Consider the following 16,776-nt stretch of genomic DNA (forward strand, 5'->3'; position numbering starts at 1 on the left):
ATGTACTTGGGCTTTCGCCCGGTGCGGCGAGTGGGGGCACCTCCCACGCCCTTAAGGCAGTGGGGGAGCGTGCCAGGCGTCGCCCGGCAGGCGCCACTTCCGACACAGGCCCTAGTGCCCCGGCAGGCAACGTTTGCCCGTTGAGGAGCGCCCGCCGCGATGGGGGTCCCCCCGCTCGAGCGAAGCCGAGAGTGGGGGAGGCCAAAGACCGCAGCCGGTGCGTGCTCTCGGCGTGCCGGGCGTCCTCGACGGGGCGAACGTTGCCTGCTGGGGCACTAAGAGACGTGCGATCAGGCGATGGGCGCCGGGGCGGGCTCAGGGCCCGGACCCGGACCGGGATCCGGACCGGCCGGTGTGCCCGGCTCCGTGGCGATCGGCGTCGGCTCGTTCGGGCCGTCCGCCACCGTGCCCGTGCCGGGGCCCGCGCTGTCACCGGTGCCGGTCGTCCCGGTCGGGGTCGGCGTGGGCGCGGTGTCGGTCGGAGTCGGGACGACCGGCGGGTCCGTGATCGTCGCCGTCGGCGACGGCGTCGGGGTGGGTTCGGTCGGTCCGGTGCCCGGGCCCGGCGCGGTTCTCGTCGGGCTCGCCTCGGGGCCGGGGGACGTGCCCGGCCGGTCGGGCCTGGTGGTGGCGCGGGGCGCGGAGGCACCGGGGGCCGGGACCGGGGCCGTGCCCTCGCTCACCGTCGGACGGGGTCCGGGCCACACGCCGCCGGTGGCGGAGGGCGGATCCGATTCCTCGGGCTGCGGCGAGGTCTCGACCTTGCCCGCCGGCCGGTCCTCCTCCTGGCCCGGCACCGGCAGCCAGGGTGCGTGGGAGTTGCCCGACAGCAGGGTGGCGACGATGACGACGGCGTAGACCGCGCAGGCCAGGCCGACGACCATGCCGATGCGGCGGAAACGGCGGCTGCGGCGCCCCGACTCGTCCACGAAGACCGGCCCGTCGGAGCCGTCCTGGCCACCGCCCGGTCCGCTGTCCGGTCCGCCGCCCTTGGCCTGCCGTACCAGCAGGTCCTCCCGCTGCTCACCGATGTCGTCGAGCTGAACCGTCACCTCGTCGGGGTCATGGGCGGCGCCGGTCCCTACGTGCGGGTTCTGGCCGGAACCCGACGCGTCGGACTCCTTCCACGGGTCGCGCACGGCGGCGGTCGGTACGGCGGCCCCCGGGCGCTCCCCGGTCTCGCCGGCCGACGCCAGGGCGTCGGCCCTGCCGGCTCCACCGGGCCGGTCGGCGTCCGGGAGGTCCCGGTCGCCGCTGCCGGATATCCCGGTCCGGCCCGCTTCAGCAGTGGCCTGTCTCGGGATTCCGCTTCCGATCGTCTCCGGAAAGGCCTGGGTGCCTTCACCCGTGGCAAAACGGTCCTCGACCGCGACCTCGGGCCATTCCGGTTGGGCGTCTTTCCGCCCCTTCTTCACGCGCACGCACATCCCCCCAAGGGAAAGTTCCGGGTGCGCGGACGACCTGAGCACACGTCGACCGAACCGAGCCCCCACTCGATCCGAGCGCCCCCTTTATCACGCCGTGCTCAGGGCCCTGAATGTAGCGCAGAGAGAGGGTGCGTGTTCGCTACGTGTCAATAGTGGGTGCCCATCAGGTCGGAATCATTGGCTGGAATCCATCCCTCGGCGGGCCGTCGCAGCCAGCCTTCCTCGACCGTGAGTTCGAGCGCGGCCCGGCGCAGCGCATCGAGTCCGGAATGCACCAGCCCCTTTCGCCACACGAGTGACACGGGTGACAGCGGAATCGGACGGATGAGCGGACGCCGCACCGTCGCGGGCATGGCCGGAAAATCCACCACTACGAGGATCGGATTCCGCGTCTTGGCCATGATCCGCTGGAACTCCTCGTCCCCGACGGCGAGCGGAGCGGGCGGCGCGACCTCGATGCCGCGCCCCTCGAAGAGCCGACGCGCGAGGTCGGTCCACTCCGGCGTGCGGGGATTCCCGGCGCCCGCGTACACGGCCTCGCCGGCGAGCGCGGAGAGCGGCACGGCCTCCAGCGCCGCCAGCGGGTGGTCCTCGGGCAGCAGGACCGCCATCGGCTCGTAGCGCACGGGCTGATGGTCGAGGCCCGCCCGCAGCGCCGGGGACAGACCGGCGAACCGCCCGAACGACGCGTCGAGCCGGCCCGCGAGCAACTCCCCCGCCGCGTAGGTCAGCCCGCTCTCGTAGCGGGCCATCAGCTCGTGCTCGGGGGCCAGTTCACGGGCCCGGTGCAGGACGCGGCGCCCGGTGGCCAGTCCGGGGGAGTTGAGGTCCACCAGCAGGGGCCGGGCCTGCCGGAAGGCGGCGAGCAGCTCGTCCTGGGCCTCCAGGGCGCGGCGGGCGTACGGCACCAGCCGCTCGCCGTCGGCCGTCAGCGTCACCTGCCGGGTGGTGCGGACGAAAAGCTCGGCGCCCAACTCCCGCTCCAGCCGCCGTACGTCCCGGCTGAGCGCCTGCTGGGCGACGTAGAGGCGGGCCGCGGCGCGTGTGAAGTGCAGTTCCTCGGCGACGGCGAGGAAGGCGCGCAGCAGACGGGGGTCGAGGTGGTGACCGGTGGCGGGCATGGCGCGAACTTACAACGCAGGTGTGTGAATCGGTACGGAACAGGTGTTGGACCCCTTGATCGGCCGCGGGCGACGGTGGGCCCATGCCGCGATCGACCCCGAGGAAGCCACCTCTGTACACCGTCACCGCCGACACCCTGGTCGCCGTCGACTTCCATCCCCGTACGAGGAACCGCCCGCCCGGCCCGTACCGCCGTCTCTTCACCGTCCCCGGCACCCGCGCCTTCACCGCCGGGAATCTGCTGGCCCGGCTGCCGATGGGCATGTTCAGCGTGAGCGCGGTCGTCATGATCGCCGGTACCCGGGGCTCGTACGCCCTCGCCGGTGCCGTCACCGCGACCGGGCTGGCGGCGACCGCGCTGGTCGCCCCGTGGACCGCGCGGCTCGTCGACCGGTACGGGCAGGCCCGGATCGCCGTGCCCGCCACCCTCCTCGCGGCGCTGGGCTCGCTCGCGCTGCTGCTGTGCGTGCGCTACGACGCCCCCGCCTGGACCCTCTTCGCCGCCTACGCCGCCACCGCGACCACGCCCAACCTCGGCGGCATGTCCCGCGCCCGCTGGGCCCACCTGCTGCAGGGCGACCACGAGGCCCTGCACACCGCGAACTCCTTCGAACAGGCCGTGGACGAGCTGTGCTTCATGCTGGGCCCGGCGCTCGCGGCATTCCTGTGCGGGACGTTCTTCCCGGAGGCGGGCACCCTCACCGGCGTGGTGCTGCTGGTGACAGGCATGCTGCTGTTCGCCGCGCAGCGCTCGACGCAGCCGCCGGCCCACCGGCGGACCTCGGCCGAAACGAAGTCACTCTTCCGTGTTCGCGGCCTGCCGCCCCTGCTCGCCGTCTGTCTCGCCATGGGCGTGGCGTTCGGGGCGATGGAGGTCGTCACGATCGCGTTCGCGGACGCGCGGGGGCACCGCGCGGCGGCCGGCGTGGTGCTCGGCCTGCAGGCGGCCGGTTCGTGCGCGGCGGGTCTGCTGTACGGGGCGCTGAGGCCGGCCGGTCCCCCGCGGAAACGCTACGTGTGGTGCATAGCCGCGATGACCGCCCTGCTGACGTTGCCGCTGCTCGCCGCCACCCTGACCGGCTCGCTCCTCGCCCTGGCGGGCGCGCTGCTGGTCGCCGGGATGGCGACGGCCCCGACGATGGTCACCGGCATGAGCCTGATCCAGCGAAGCACCCCCGAGGCCCGTCTCAACGAGGGCATGACCCTCGCGGTGACCGGCCTGCTCGGCGGGATCGCCGGCGGCAGCGCGCTGGGCGGCTGGCTGGCGGAGCACGTGTCGGCCACGGCGGGATTCGGGGTGCCGGTCACGGCGGCGGCGGTGGCGCTGCTGATCTCGCTCGCCCCGTTCGACCATCCGAACACTTGCCGCAATTCCCGCAGGACCCATTGACGCACCCACAGCTCCCACATACCTTCGCCCGTCGAAGCGCTTCGACGTCACCCATCGAATCGCTTCGATGAACACAGCGTGATGTCCAGCCCGGCACCCATCCGACTCCCTTGGAGGCACTGGATGTTAACGGCACGAAGGCGTGTGACGGCCCTGGCCGCGGCGGCTCTGAGCGGAGCCCTGCTCCTGACCTCCTGCGGCGATTCGGACAGCGGCGGTTCCTCCGACGGCAAGACGTTGAAGCTCTGGCACTACGAGGCCCCGAACAGCGCGATGGGGCAGGCCTGGGACGCGGCCATCAAGGAGTTCGAGGCCAAGCACCCGGGCGTGAAGGTGGAGTTCGAGGAGAAGGGCTTCGAACAGATCCAGAAGACCGCCCCGATGGTCCTGAACTCCTCCGACGCGCCCGACCTCATGGAGTACAACAAGGGCAACGCGACGGCGGGCCACCTCTCCCAGCAGGGCCTGCTCACCGACCTGACCGCTGAGGCGACCAAGCGCGGCTGGGACAAGAAGCTCGCCGAGGGCGTCCGCACCACCAGCCTCTACGACACCGACGGGGTCATGGGCTCCGGCAAGTGGTACGGCGTGACCAACTACGCCGAGTACACGATGGTCTTCTACAACAAGGACCTGTTCGCCAAGCACAAGATCGCCGAGCCGAAGACGTTCGACGAACTGACCGCCGCCATGGGCAAGTTCGTGGCCGAGGGCGTCACCCCGCTCGCCAACGCCGGCGCCGAATACCCCGCCCACCAGTACCTCTACCAGCTCGCCCTGTCGAAGGCCGACCGCGCCTGGGTCGACGCCTACGAGCTGTACAAGGGCAAGACCGACTTCCACGACGCCGCCTGGACCTACGCGGCCGACACCTTCGCCGACTGGGTGAAGAAGGGCTACATCAGCAAGGACTCCACCAGCTCCAAGGCGGAGGACGCCGGCGTCTCCTTCCTCCAGGGCAAGTCGCCGATCTTCTTCTCCGGCAGCTGGTGGTACGGCCGCTTCCAGGACGAGGCGAAGTTCGACTGGGGCACCTTCCTGTGGCCCGGCTCGAACCTCACCCTCGGCTCCGGCGGCAACCTGTGGGTGGTCCCCAAGGGCGCCAAGAACAAGGAACTCGCCTACGACTTCATCGACATCACCCTGTCGAAGCAGATCCAGACCCTGCTGGGCAACAAGGGCGGCGTCCCGGTGGCGGCGGACGCGAGCGCCATCACCGACCCGAAGTCCAAGACCCTCATCGACGACTTCAACACCCTCTCCCGGCGCGACGGCCTGGCCTTCTACCCCGACTGGCCGGTCTCCGGCTTCTACGACGTCCTCGTCTCCGAGACGCAGAAGCTGATGACGGGCGGTGCGAAACCCGACGACTACCTGGACGCGTTGCAGGAGGCGTACGACAAGGACGTACCGAAGCGATGACGGTCACCGTCGAACACGGCGGGCGGGTGACCGGCAAACAGGACCGCACGGGACACTCGCCCCGCCGCCCCCGCGACTCCTACGCCCTGTTCCTGCTCCCCGGTGTCCTCGCCTTCTTCGCCGTCATCGTCGTCCCGTTCCTGATGAACACGGGCGTGAGCTTCACCGACTGGGAGGGCGTGGGCTCCCCGGACTGGTCCGGGCTCGCCAACTACCGGGAGCTGCTGGACGACAGCGAGTTCTGGGCGTCCTTCCGGCACAGCCTGTTCATGGTCGTCGCCATGGCGGCCGTACCGACGGCGATCGGACTCGTCCTCGCCGCCGCGCTGTTCGACTACGTCGGCAAGCACTTCGGCAGCAAACCGGTCGCCGTCCTCCGCGCCTGCTTCTACCTCCCGCAGGTGCTGCCCATCGCCGTCGCCGGCATCGTCTGGAGCTGGATCCTCGCGCCGGACAACGGCTCGCTCAACGAAGTCCTGGGGGCCATAGGTCTGTCGTCCTGGCAGCAGGACTGGCTCGGCGACCCCGACCTCGCGCTGTACAGCGTGATGGGCGTGATGGTCTGGGTGCAGATCGGCTTCCCGATGGTCGTCTTCATGGCGGGGCTCCAGCGCGTCGACCCGCAGCTGCACGAGGCCGCCGAGCTGGACGGCGCCGGCTGGTGGCGCCGCTTCTGGCACATCACGCTGCCGCAGATCCGGCCCGAGGTCTACGTCGTGCTGACCTGGTGCACGATCGCCGCGCTGAAGGTCTTCGGCGCGGTGTACGTCCTGACGAAGGGCGGCCCGGGCGGCGCGACGAACGTGCCCTCCTACTTCTCCTTCACCACGTTCTTCGAGAAGACGCAGGTCGGCTACGGCGCCACGATCTCCACGGTGCTGACCGTGATCATCCTGCTGCTGTCCCTGGTCGGCCTGAAGCTCCAGACCCGCGCGGAGGAGTCGTGACCACAGCCCTGCGCCGCTACCCGGTGCTGATCGCCCTGTGCATCGCCGCCCTCTTCATGATCGTGCCGTTCCTCATCGTCACCGTCAACGCCTTCAAGTCCCCCGCGGAGTACGCCCAGAACGGCCCCCTCAGCCTCCCTGAGGGCTTCTACACCGAAGGCATCGAAGACTTCTGGGAACGCGTCGACTTCGGCCGGAAGCTCCTCAACTCGGTGCTGATCAGCGGGTCGGTGGCCGTGCTCGCCGTGGTCCTCTCGGTCCTGAACGCGTACGCGATCGGCATCGGGCGGATCAAGGGCCGCACCTGGGTACTGGCGTTCTTCGTCCTCGCCAACATGCTGCCGCAGGAGGCGCTGGTCTACCCGATCTACTACCTGAGCAAGGAGGCCGGCCTCTACGACACCAGGCTGAGCGTGATCATCGTCTTCACGGTCATCCAGGCGGCCTTCGGCACGTACCTCCTCTCCTCCGTCCTCGGCCAGTTCCCCCGCGAGATCATCGAGGCCGCCAGGATCGACGGCGCGAACAAGTGGCAGGTGCTGTGGCGGATCGTGGTCCCCGTCAGCCGCCCCACCATCGGCGTGCTCCTGGTCTTCTTCTTCATCTGGACCTGGAACGAGTTCCTGCTCCCCCTGGTCATGCTGATCTCCAACGACAACCAGACCGTGTCGGTGGCCCTCGGCGTCCTCCAGGGCCAGCGTCTGATGGACGCCACGATGACCAACGCGGCCGCCCTGCTCGGCGTCCTGCCCGCCCTCGTCTTCTTCCTCGTCTTCCAGAGAACCCTCACCCGTGGCATCGCCGTGGGTGCCGTGAAGTAAGGAACCCCCCACATGAAGTTCACCGACGGCTACTGGCTGCTGCGCGAGGGTGTCACCGCCGCCTATCCGGTCGAGGTGCTCGACGTCACCGCGCAGGACGGGGCGCTGGAGATCCACGCGCCGACCCAGCCCATCCGCCACCGCGGCGACCTGCTGAAGGGACCGGTCGTGACGATCAGCGCACAGGCACCGATGCCCGACGTCATCGGCGTCACCTTCACCCACTTCGACGGCGAGCAGCCGCGCTGCCCCGAGTTCGAGGTGCGGGAGGAGGAGGTCGCGACGCAGGTGTCGTACGACGACGAGCACGCGACCCTGACCTCCGGCGCACTGTCGGTCAAGGTCGCCCGCACCGGCACCTGGCACGTCGACTTCCTCGCCCACGGCCGCACACTCACCTCCAGCGGCACCAAGGGCATGGGCATCATGCGGGACGCGTCGGGCGGGCACTACCTGCGCGAGCAACTGAGCCTCGGGGTGGGAACGTCCGTCTACGGCCTCGGTGAGCGCTTCGGCCCGCTGGTCAAGAACGGCCAGGTCGTCGACATCTGGAACGCCGACGGCGGCACGGCCACCGAGCAGGCCTACAAGAACGTCCCGTTCTATCTGACGGACGCGGGCTACGGCGTCTTCGTCGACCACCCGGGCAAGGTGTCCTTCGAGGTCGGCTCGGAGGTGGTCTCGCGGGTGCAGTTCAGCGCGGAGACGCAGCAGTTGACGTACTACGTCATCTACGGCCCGACTCCGAAGGAGATCCTGCGCAAGTACACGGCCCTCACCGGCCGCCCGGCCCTGCCGCCCGCGTGGTCCTTCGGCCTGTGGCTGTCGACGTCCTTCACCACCTCGTACGACGAGGAGACCGTCACCTCCTTCATCGAGGGCATGCGGGAGCGCGAACTCCCGCTCTCCGTCTTCCACTTCGACTGCTTCTGGATGCGCGAGTTCAACTGGTGCGACTTCCAGTGGGACCCACGGGTCTTCCCCGACCCGGAGGGCATGCTGGCCCGGCTGCACGCGCGGGACCTGCGCGTGAGCGTGTGGATCAACCCGTACATCGCCCAGCGCTCCCCCCTGTTCGCGGAGGGCAAGGCGCTCGGGCACCTGCTGAAGCGGCCGGACGGGAGTGTCTGGCAGTGGGACCTGTGGCAGCCGGGCATGGCGCTGGTCGACTTCACCAGCCCGGCGGCCCGCGACTGGTACGCCTCGAAACTGGAGGCGCTGCTCGCGCAGGGCGTCGACTGCTTCAAGACCGACTTCGGCGAGCGGGTGCCCGTCGACGTGGCCTGGTCCGACGGCTCCGACCCGGAGCGCATGCACAACTACTACACGTACCTGTACAACCGCACGGTCTTCGACGTGCTGCGCAAGCACCGGGGCGAGGAGGAGGCGGTCGTCTTCGCGCGCTCGGCGACGACAGGGAGCCAGAAGTTCCCCGTGCACTGGGGCGGCGACTGCGAGGCGACGTACGAGTCGATGGCGGAGTCGCTGCGGGGAGGGCTGTCCCTCGGGCTCTCCGGCTTCGGCTACTGGAGTCACGACATCGGCGGCTTCGAGGGCACGCCGTCACCGGCGCTGTTCAAGCGGTGGGTCGCCTTCGGCCTGCTGTCGTCCCACAGCCGCCTGCACGGCAGCTCCTCCTACCGGGTTCCGTGGCTGTTCGACGAGGAGGCCGTGGACGTCCTGCGGCAGTTCACCAGGCTGAAGCTCAGCCTCATGCCCTACCTGTACGAGGCCGCGCGCACCGCCCACGCCGAGGGTGTGCCGATGATGCGGGCGATGGTGCTGGAGTTCCCGGACGATCCCGGGTGCGCGCACCTGGAACGGCAGTACATGCTCGGCCCGAACCTGCTGGTCGCGCCGGTGTTCTCCGACGACGGGGAGGTGGCTTACTACGTCCCCGAGGGCACCTGGACGCACTTCGTGACCGGCCGGACGGTGACCGGGCCCCGCTGGGTGCGCGAGAGCCACGACTTCCTGAGCGTGCCGCTGCTGGTGCGGCCCGGGGCGGTGATCCCGGTGGGCGCGGTGGACGACCGGCCCGACTACGACCACGCCGACGGGGTCACGCTCAGGGCCTACGGTCTGGAGCGGGGCGCGCAGGTGACGGTACGGGTCGGGGACGTGGCCTTCACCGTCGTACGCGAAGGGGATCTGCTGCGGGCCTCCTGCAGTGATCCCTCGGCGCCCTGGGGACTGGCCGTGGGCGGCGGACGCGAGGTGCGGGCGCAGGCCGGTACCGGGTTCCTCACGGTGGAGTCGGCCTGATGGTGAAGATCACTGACGTGGCACGGCACGCCGGGGTCTCCCCCAGCACCGTCTCCTACGCCCTCAGCGGCAAGCGCCCCATCTCCGAGGAGACCCGGCAACGGGTGGAGGAGGCCATCCGCGAGCTGGGCTACCGCCCGCACGCGGGCGCGCGGGCACTGGCCAGCAGCAAGTCGAACGTGCTGGCGCTGGTGGTGCCGCTGCGGGCCGGCATCCACGTGCCGACCGTCATGCAGTTCGCGGTGTCGGTCGTGACCACGGCCCGCCGCTACGACCACGACGTCCTGCTGCTCACCCAGGAGGAGGGCGAGGAGGGGCTGAGCCGGGTCACCGACACGGCGTTGGTCGACGCGCTGATCGTGATGGACGTACAACTGCACGATCCCCGGCTACCGCTGCTCCGGTCCCTGGACCGGCCGTCGGTGATGATCGGCTTCCCCGCCTCCGCCGAGGGTCTGACTTGCATCGACCTCGACTTCAAGGCGGCGGGCGAGGCATGCGTGGAGCATCTGGCGCGGCTCGGGCACCGGACGGTGGCGCTGGTCGGCTCACCGCCGGAGGTGTACGTCCGCCAGACCGCCTTCGCCCAGCGCGTGGTCCAGGGCTTCACGGCCGCCGCCGACCGCAACGGACTCGCCTCCTCGGTCCACCCCTGCGAGGCCGCACCCGACGCCGCCCGCGAGATGGCCGAGCGACTGCTGCGCGAGCAGCCCGCGTTGACCGGTGTCGTCGTCCACAACGAGCCCCTGCTGGAACCCCTGATCGACGCCTTCGAACAGCTGGGCCTGCGCGTCCCCGCCGATCTGTCGGTCACCGCCATCTGCCCCGACGAACTCACCGAGTCCCAACGCGTCCCGGTCACGTCCGTCGCCGTGCCGTCCGCCGAAGTGGGCACGCGGGCGGTGGAGTTGCTGATGCGGAAGCTGGGGGGTGCGGATGTGCCGGAGGCGACGTTGCTGGCGCCGAGGATGACGGAGAGGGGGAGTACGGGGCGGCGGGCGGTGGCGTGAACAGTGGCTGATCGGGGTGCTGGGTGGGGGGCTGTTGTGCTGTACTTGGGGGCGGGCGCCGCCTGGGGTCCGAATGCTTTAGTCAGGCGAAGGCCCAAGCTCATCAGGAGCGTGTCGGATGTCCCCAGGCTGGATGGGGATATGCGACTAGCTGCTGAGCCACCAGAGAAGGTGGGCCCCACTCAGAGCGCTAACTCCGAGAGGGGCCCCGGCTCAACAGGAGCCAGTCGGATGTCCCCAGGCTGTGTGGGGATATCCGGCTACCTGGTGAGCCACCAGAGCAGCCACCTCCTCGCGTGCTTTGCCACTCGCTCCGGCAAGAGCCGGATCAGCCGCATGACGAGAGTCGGTTCCTGCTCCTCGTGACAGCCCATGTGGGGGCGTCCTCCCTTCGACGTGAGGCGGCCTTGTCACAGCCCGGGACCGCTCTCGTCGGGCCGGGCCCCGAAGAGGAGGGGCCCGGAGTGAAGGGAGGACGCGCCCGTCGGGCGCGTCACGACGTCAGGCTATCGGCCCAAAACGCCTCTTCTGTACGGCAATCAACACGCGTCACCTATTCGAGGGATCGAAGCTGACCGGCACCTGTGCCTGCCGAGCTTCGCACCGCGCCGACAGCAGGGCCCCACTCCCGGTCTGCGGGAGAGGGGCCCGAAGAGCCTGCCGATCAGCCCTCCGACGCGGCGTCCTCGACGGCCTTCACAAGACCCTGGGCGAGGGCCAGGGCGTTCTCTCGGTAGAAGCCGAGTTGGACGTGGAAGGCCTCGTCCGAGGCGAACATGCTGTACACCGACAGCAGTACCGCGTGCAGGACGTGCAGGTCCTCGGCCGAGAGACGGCGCGTTCACCGCCGCTCAGCGATGGGCGAGCCACAGCAGCGCCCCGTCGACGAGGTCGCGCTGCGCTTCGATGAACCGGACGGAGAAGTCCGTTCCTTCCCGCCGCACGAGACCCGGGCACGACAAAGGCCCCGCCGCTCGCAAGCGACGGGGCCTCTGCCCACATGGGGTACCCACACGGGGTGGGCGAGTGGAGATGGCGGGAATCGAACCCGCGTCCAACGGTGCAGAATCAGGGCTTCTCCGTGTGCAGTCCGCTGTGCTTTTCTCAGCCCCGGAGATCACGCGGACAAGTCTCCGACGGGCTCAGTCACTGTGTGGTTTCCCTCTTCACCCCGTGACCGGGATCAAGGTTTAGTTCCCTGAATGATGCCAGGATCCGGGTCGGGAACACCCCCGGGCTGACACTCCCTTAAGTAGGGGAGCCGCTGCTCGCTACCTGAAGATCAGGCAGCGAGGGCGAGCTCGCCCTGGGAGATGGATCGCTTGGAATTGGCGATTATTTTTTCGGCCTGTGGTTTACGAGATCATGGCCGCTTCCTCGACACGCTTCCCCTGCTTCGACAGCCGCTGTCGAAACCGATCATCCCCATGTTGATTTTTCAATCATCCAGCGCACCCGCTGTGAGGTGCAGATGCCATCGTACGTGACCAACCCGCATCGATGCCACCGTATTCCCGGCGGTCACCCCGCCGTGGTGCCAGGTGCAACGCACTTGGGCGCCCGGGCATTCCCGCCCGGCCCACCGGCTCAGGCCCGCTGCTTCCTCCGCACCGCCGAGATCACCCGCTCCGCCTCACGCCGGTCCTGCTTCTCGCGGAGCGTCTGGCGCTTGTCGTACTCCTTCTTGCCTCGCGCCAGCGCGATCTCGATCTTGGCCCGGCCGTCCTTGAAGTACAGCGCGAGGGGCACGATCGTGTGCCCCGTCTCCTGGGACTTGGCCGCCAGCTTGTCGATCTCCTCGCGGTGCAGCAGGAGCTTGCGCTTGCGGCGGGCACTGTGGTTGGTCCAGGTGCCCTGGCTGTACTCCGGCACGTGCACGTTGTGCAGCCACGCCTCGTTCCCGTCGAGCTGCACGAAGCCGTCGACCAGCGAGGCCCGTCCCTGGCGCAACGACTTCACCTCGGTGCCGGTGAGGACCAGTCCGGCCTCGTAGGTGTCGAGGATGAGGTAGTCGTGCCGCGCCTTCTTGTTCTGCGCGATCAGCTTGCGCCCTTTTTCCTTAGCCATAGTGCGACCATTTTCGCACTACGGAGGGGCTGGACGGAAAGCGCATTAACGAGGGGCCCGGGGCCAGGTGAGGGGGCCGCTACTGCCCGAGCCCGCTGAGCACCGTCTCCGCCCGCTCCACGACGTGCTGCTCGACGTCCAGGTCGGGCGTGATGCCGCGGCCGTCGACCCCGCGGCCGGAGGGGGTGCGGTAGTGCCCGACGGTCAGCTCGGCGACGGATCCGTCGGGCAGCCGGCTCGGCATCTGGACCGAGCCCTTGCCGAAGGTGCGGGAGCCCACGACGACCGTGCGGCCGCGGTCCTGCAAGGCGCCGGTGAGGAGCTCGGCCGCGCTCATCGTGCCGCCGTCGACGAGCGCGACCAGGGGTCTGGTGGTGTCGCCGCCCGGCTCGGCGTGCAGGGCGCGCTGCTCGCCCTCGACGTCATACGTGGCGACCAGGCCGCCGTCGAGGAAGGCGGAGGCGGCGGTGACGGCCTCGGTGACCAGGCCGCCGGAGTTGCCGCGCAGGTCGAGGATGATCCCGGCGCCGACCGGGGCCTGCCGTACCGCGGCACGCACCATGTCACCGGATCCCTTGGTGAAGGCGCCGATCCGGATGACGGTGATGCCGCCGGCCAGTGTGCGCACCGTCACATCGTCCGTGGACAGGCGGGCCCGGCGCACCGTCTCGCTCCACGCGCGCGTGCCGCGTTCCAGCCCGAGGCGGACGGCCGTACCGGCCGCCGCGTCCGTGGCGTCACCGCGCAGCAAGGAGACGACCTCCGTGACCGGTCGCCCGTCGACCTTCTCGCCGTCGACGCTGCGCAGCCGGTCGCCCTCGTGGATCCCGGCGGCGGCCGCGGGCGAGCCGGAGGCGACCTTCGACACCTCGATACGGCCGTCGCGCTCGCGCCGCGCCCACAGGCCGACGCCGGTGTACTCACCGTCGAGGGCTTCCTCGAACTCCTCGTACTCGCCCTGGGAGTAGACGGCGCCCCAGCGGTCGCCGCTGCGGCTGACCGCGCGTTCGGCGGCCTCCATGGGGGACTTGCCGTCGGCCATGGCCTGCTCGGCCGCCTTCGCCACGTCCTGCTGCGGGCTCGCGTAGGCGGCCGAACGGGCCCGCTCGGAGGCCGATTTCCGGTCGAGGGGCTCTGGGACCGGGAAAGAGCCGGTCGCGGCAGCCGCCACCAGCACGCTCGCGAAGACCAACGTCAGCGCGGCCCCGCGGCGGATGCGGCGGGGCTGACAGAACGGGTCTCGGCCTGACATGCCGGTGAGTCTAGGACAACGCAAGAGGGCCGTACGGTCGGTTGACCGTACGGCCCTCTTGGCATGCGTCACACCTTCAAGTACTTGCGCAGAGCGAAGAACGCGGCCAACGCGGGCATCAGCAGACTCGTCGCCAGGATGAGCGGCAGCTTCGTCAGTACGGCGTCCCAGCCGATGAAGTTGATCAGGTTCAACTTCTCGGACAGGGCCAGACCGTGGTCGATGAGGAAGTACCGCGCGATCACCAGGAACCCGCACGCGACCGTGCCCCCGATCAGCCCGGCGACCGCGGCCTCCATGATGAACGGCGCCTGGATGTAGAAGCCCGAGGCGCCCACCAGGCGCATGATCCCGGTCTCACGCCGACGGCTGAACGCCGAGACGCGCACCGTGTTGACGATCAGCATCAGCGCGACGACCAGCATCAGCGCCATGACCGCCCGGGCGGCCCAGTTCATGCCGTTGAGGAGCCCGAAGAGGTTGTCGAGGATCCCCTTCTGGTCCTGCACGGACTGCACGCCGTCCCGCCCGTCGAAGGCGGTGGCGATGACCTGGTACTTCTCCGGGTCCTTCAGCTTGATGCGGTACGACTCCTGCATCTGGTCCGGCGTGAGGGAACTGGCCAGCGGGGAGTCGCCGAACTGCTCCTTGTAGTGCTTGTACGCCTGGTCCTGCGACTCGTAGGTGACCGTCTGCACGACCGACGACATCTTCTTCAGGTCGGCGAGGATGTCCTTCTTCTGGTCCTCGGTGACCGCGCCCTTGGCGCAGTTCGGGTCGGACTCGGCGTCGCTCTTGTTGCAGAGGAAGACCGAGACGTTGACCTTGTCGTACCAGTAGCCCTTCATGGTGCTGACCTGGTCGCTCATCAGGAGCGACCCGCCGAACAGGGCGAGCGACAGGGCGACGGAGACGATGACGGCGAAGGTCATCGTCAGATTGCGGCGGAGACCGACACCGATCTCGGAGAGTACGAACTGGGCGCGCATGGCGTCTGGTTAAGCCTTTCCGTGGAGCATGCCGGTCGTCAGTGCTGGTAGCCGTAGACGCCGCGTGCCTGGTCGCGGACGAGGCGGCCCTTCTCCAGCTCGATGACGCGCTTGCGCATCTGGTCCACGATGTTCTGGTCGTGCGTCGCCATCACCACGGTCGTGCCGGTCCGGTTGATCCGGTCGAGCAGCTTCATGATGCCGACGGAGGTCTGCGGGTCGAGGTTGCCGGTGGGCTCGTCGGCGATGAGCAGCTTGGGCCGGTTGACGAAGGCGCGCGCGATGGCCACACGCTGCTGCTCACCACCGGACAGCTCACCGGGCATCCGGTCCTCCTTGCCGCCGAGCCCGACGAGGTCGAGCACCTGCGGCACGGACTTGCGGATCTCGCCGCGCGACTTGCCGATGACCTCCTGCGCGAAGGCCACGTTCTCGGCGACCGTCTTGTTCGGCAGGAGACGGAAGTCCTGGAACACCGTCCCCAGCTGGCGGCGCATCTGCGGCACCTTCCAGTTGGAGAGGCGTGCGAGGTCCTTGCCCAGGACGTGCACCTGACCGTGGCTGCACCGCTCCTCACGGAGGACCAGCCGCAGGAAGGTGGACTTTCCGGAGCCGGAGGACCCCACGAGGAACACGAACTCGCCCTTGTCCACTTCCAGGGAGACATCCCTGAGTGCGGGGCGGGTCTGCTTGGGGTAGACCTTGGAGACGTTGTCGAATCGGATCACGGATGCACCACGGGTCGCCGGGGGTAGATGAGCGTGACCATACGCGAACCGGGTACGAGACCGCAGTCACCGGTAGGGGTTGCGTGAGGGTTGTGCGCTTTTGTGCCGGGCAAGCTGTAAACGGGGCTGAGGGCATCGTGCCTTTAGGGGCGCGGGGAACTGCGCGACCAGCCACACACGACCCGCAGCCGCGAGACAATGCAAGCCACCCCTTCGAAGGCGCCCGCGCCCTTTCCGGAGGAACCTGGCATCGTGAAGGGGAACGTTCGCACCGCCGCGAGCGTTGAGATACGTGGAACCGGTGCAAGGAGGGCGAGGCGCATGACGTACGACCGGTTGGTGTGCGCGAACTGCGCGGCGCCCGTGAGCGAGGGCCGGTGCCCCGTGTGCCGTGCGAACCGCGAGCGGCTGCAGCAGGACAATCTTTTCGCGGGGCTGAACCCCATGGCACTGATCGCCCTGCTGGCGGTGCTGATCGCGGCGGTGGCGCTGCTGGCCCACCAGACCGCATAGAGCGGCACAAGAGCCGTACAGGACGTACGAGGGGCCCCGGAGCGATGCACGCTCCGGGGCCCCTCGTCGCATGACGTGCGTACGTTCCGTACGCGGACGGCTACCGTCAGGCAGCCGCGCCGCCCCGGCCGCCCATGAGGCGCGGCAGGACGCGGAAGCCCACACCGCCGGCGATCATCGTGGCGGCGCCGATGATGAGGAAGGTGGTCTGCCCGGAACCGGTCTCGGCGAGCTCGTCACCCCCGGTGCCCTGGGCCGACGTGTCGGAGCCGGCCGGGGTGGTGTCCGTGCTGGTGTCCGTGCCGGTGTCGGTCAGGGACGAGGAACCCTCTTCCTGAGGCGAGGTGCCGCCGTCGGGGTCGGTGTTGTTGCCACCGCCGGCACCGTTGCCATTGCCGTTCCCGTTCCCATTGCCGTTGCCGTTGCCGTTGCCGTTCCCCGGGTCGGTCGGGTCCTGGGTGGGGGGCTCCTCGGTGGGCTCGGTCGGCTCCACCGTGGGCGGCTCCTCGGGCGGGGTGCCCGGGGCGGTCGTCGGCGGGACCTCCGGGCCGGTCGGGAGACCGGTCGGGACCGGCGGCGTCGGGGTCGGCGTCGGGGCCGGCGACTCGGGGCCGCACAGAAGGCCCAGGAGGCAGTCGTCCGGCTCGTCGGCGGAAGCGGCACCCGCGGCGGTCAGCGAAGCACCGGCGGCGATCACCGCACCGGCGGCCACCCGCGCGATCCGGATCCGCGTCTTGTTGGTCATCTGGTTGCTACCCCCAGTAGCTCATCGTCAGTGAGGCGGCGCTCGGGACCGTGATTCGACGGAGGTAGCTGCGCTCAA

The 16,776-nt window shown here is 69.6% G+C and carries 14 protein-coding genes and 1 other RNA gene; 7 read left to right on the plus strand and 8 right to left on the minus strand.

The annotated features are described in order from the left end of the window. Nucleotides 1-290: 290 nt before the first annotated feature. Both Q4V64_RS19715 and Q4V64_RS19720 read right to left on the minus strand, forming a co-directional pair. Entirely contained in the window at nt 291-1,421 is a 1,131-nt protein-coding gene (locus Q4V64_RS19715; RefSeq protein ID WP_124441827.1) for a hypothetical protein, read from the minus strand. Nucleotides 1,422-1,573: 152 nt separating this feature from the next. Then, nucleotides 1,574-2,548, minus strand: a complete 975-nt coding sequence (locus tag Q4V64_RS19720; RefSeq protein ID WP_124441826.1) for a LysR family transcriptional regulator — start codon at nt 2,546-2,548, stop codon at nt 1,574-1,576. Nucleotides 2,549-2,631: 83 nt separating this feature from the next. Here Q4V64_RS19720 and Q4V64_RS19725 point away from each other — a divergent pair, with 83 nt between their 5' ends. The 6 genes from Q4V64_RS19725 (at nt 2,632) to Q4V64_RS19750 (ending at nt 10,404) form a co-directional block, all read left to right on the plus strand. Continuing rightward, entirely contained in the window at nt 2,632-3,939 is a 1,308-nt protein-coding gene (locus Q4V64_RS19725) for an MFS transporter (protein WP_124441825.1), read from the plus strand. Between the two features lie 123 nt (nt 3,940-4,062). Then, nucleotides 4,063-5,361 (plus strand): extracellular solute-binding protein, encoded by a 1,299-nt coding sequence (locus tag Q4V64_RS19730; RefSeq protein WP_124441824.1) that lies wholly within the window; start codon nt 4,063-4,065, stop codon nt 5,359-5,361. Then, nucleotides 5,358-6,308: a sugar ABC transporter permease gene (locus tag Q4V64_RS19735; RefSeq protein WP_124441823.1), complete on the plus strand. Its 951-nt coding sequence runs from the start codon at nt 5,358-5,360 to the stop codon at nt 6,306-6,308. The genes Q4V64_RS19730 and Q4V64_RS19735 overlap by 4 nt, the downstream gene beginning before the upstream one ends. After that, a complete protein-coding gene (locus Q4V64_RS19740) occupies nt 6,305-7,129 on the plus strand; it encodes a carbohydrate ABC transporter permease (protein WP_124441822.1) in 825 nt (274 codons plus the stop codon). The genes Q4V64_RS19735 and Q4V64_RS19740 overlap by 4 nt, the downstream gene beginning before the upstream one ends. 12 nt (nt 7,130-7,141) lie before the next feature. Next, complete coding sequence (gene yicI / locus Q4V64_RS19745) at nt 7,142-9,394, plus strand: alpha-xylosidase (RefSeq protein ID WP_124441821.1); 2,253 nt, start codon at nt 7,142-7,144, stop codon at nt 9,392-9,394. After that, nucleotides 9,394-10,404 carry a LacI family DNA-binding transcriptional regulator gene (locus Q4V64_RS19750; protein ID WP_124441820.1) on the plus strand — a complete coding sequence of 337 codons (1,011 nt, stop codon included), beginning with the start codon at nt 9,394-9,396 and terminating at the stop codon, nt 10,402-10,404. Before yicI ends, Q4V64_RS19750 begins: the two co-directional genes overlap by 1 nt. 1,024 nt (nt 10,405-11,428) lie before the next feature. Here the strand turns inward: Q4V64_RS19750 and ssrA are convergent. From ssrA to ftsE, 5 genes are all read right to left on the minus strand, one after another. Beyond that, nucleotides 11,429-11,831: a transfer-messenger RNA gene (ssrA, locus tag Q4V64_RS19755) on the minus strand. A 160-nt stretch (nt 11,832-11,991) separates the two neighbouring features. Continuing rightward, entirely contained in the window at nt 11,992-12,471 is a 480-nt protein-coding gene (smpB, locus tag Q4V64_RS19760; protein ID WP_124441819.1) for an SsrA-binding protein SmpB, read from the minus strand. Between the two features lie 79 nt (nt 12,472-12,550). Continuing rightward, the gene (locus tag Q4V64_RS19765) at nt 12,551-13,723 is read right to left on the minus strand and encodes a S41 family peptidase (protein ID WP_124441818.1); all 1,173 of its coding nucleotides are present in this window, start codon (nt 13,721-13,723) and stop codon (nt 12,551-12,553) included. Between the two features lie 68 nt (nt 13,724-13,791). Continuing rightward, on the minus strand, nt 13,792-14,712 hold the full coding sequence (gene ftsX / locus Q4V64_RS19770; protein WP_095748677.1) for a permease-like cell division protein FtsX: 921 nt from the start codon (nt 14,710-14,712) through the stop codon (nt 13,792-13,794). A 38-nt stretch (nt 14,713-14,750) separates the two neighbouring features. After that, nucleotides 14,751-15,440: a cell division ATP-binding protein FtsE gene (gene ftsE, locus Q4V64_RS19775; protein ID WP_124441817.1), complete on the minus strand. Its 690-nt coding sequence runs from the start codon at nt 15,438-15,440 to the stop codon at nt 14,751-14,753. 321 nt (nt 15,441-15,761) lie between these two features. Between ftsE and Q4V64_RS19780 the strand changes: the two genes are divergently transcribed. After that, complete coding sequence (locus tag Q4V64_RS19780; protein WP_062050810.1) at nt 15,762-15,953, plus strand: hypothetical protein; 192 nt, start codon at nt 15,762-15,764, stop codon at nt 15,951-15,953. A 106-nt stretch (nt 15,954-16,059) separates the two neighbouring features. Here Q4V64_RS19780 and Q4V64_RS19785 read toward each other — a convergent pair whose 3' ends face one another. Continuing rightward, nucleotides 16,060-16,698, minus strand: coding sequence for a hypothetical protein (locus tag Q4V64_RS19785; protein ID WP_124441816.1), 639 nt, complete (start codon nt 16,696-16,698; stop codon nt 16,060-16,062). Nucleotides 16,699-16,776: the final 78 nt, after the last annotated feature.

Origin of the sequence: Streptomyces sp. NL15-2K (genome assembly GCF_030551255.1) — a bacterium.
Lineage (GTDB): Bacteria > Actinomycetota > Actinomycetes > Streptomycetales > Streptomycetaceae > Streptomyces.

Excerpts from the sequence above, each read along its gene's own strand:
- Q4V64_RS19720 (WP_124441826.1), bottom strand. The coding sequence starts at position 2,548 with ATGCCCGCCACCGGTCACCACCTCGACCCCCGTCTGCTGCGCGCCTTC.
- Q4V64_RS19730 (WP_124441824.1), top strand. The coding sequence starts at position 4,063 with ATGTTAACGGCACGAAGGCGTGTGACGGCCCTGGCCGCGGCGGCTCTG.
- smpB (WP_124441819.1), bottom strand. The coding sequence starts at position 12,471 with ATGGCTAAGGAAAAAGGGCGCAAGCTGATCGCGCAGAACAAGAAGGCG.
- Q4V64_RS19765 (WP_124441818.1), bottom strand. The coding sequence starts at position 13,723 with ATGTCAGGCCGAGACCCGTTCTGTCAGCCCCGCCGCATCCGCCGCGGG.
- Q4V64_RS19785 (WP_124441816.1), bottom strand. The coding sequence starts at position 16,698 with ATGACCAACAAGACGCGGATCCGGATCGCGCGGGTGGCCGCCGGTGCG.
- ftsX (WP_095748677.1), bottom strand. The coding sequence starts at position 14,712 with ATGCGCGCCCAGTTCGTACTCTCCGAGATCGGTGTCGGTCTCCGCCGC.
- Q4V64_RS19780 (WP_062050810.1), top strand. The coding sequence starts at position 15,762 with ATGACGTACGACCGGTTGGTGTGCGCGAACTGCGCGGCGCCCGTGAGC.
- Q4V64_RS19750 (WP_124441820.1), top strand. The coding sequence starts at position 9,394 with ATGGTGAAGATCACTGACGTGGCACGGCACGCCGGGGTCTCCCCCAGC.
- Q4V64_RS19735 (WP_124441823.1), top strand. The coding sequence starts at position 5,358 with ATGACGGTCACCGTCGAACACGGCGGGCGGGTGACCGGCAAACAGGAC.
- Q4V64_RS19725 (WP_124441825.1), top strand. The coding sequence starts at position 2,632 with ATGCCGCGATCGACCCCGAGGAAGCCACCTCTGTACACCGTCACCGCC.
- yicI (WP_124441821.1), top strand. The coding sequence starts at position 7,142 with ATGAAGTTCACCGACGGCTACTGGCTGCTGCGCGAGGGTGTCACCGCC.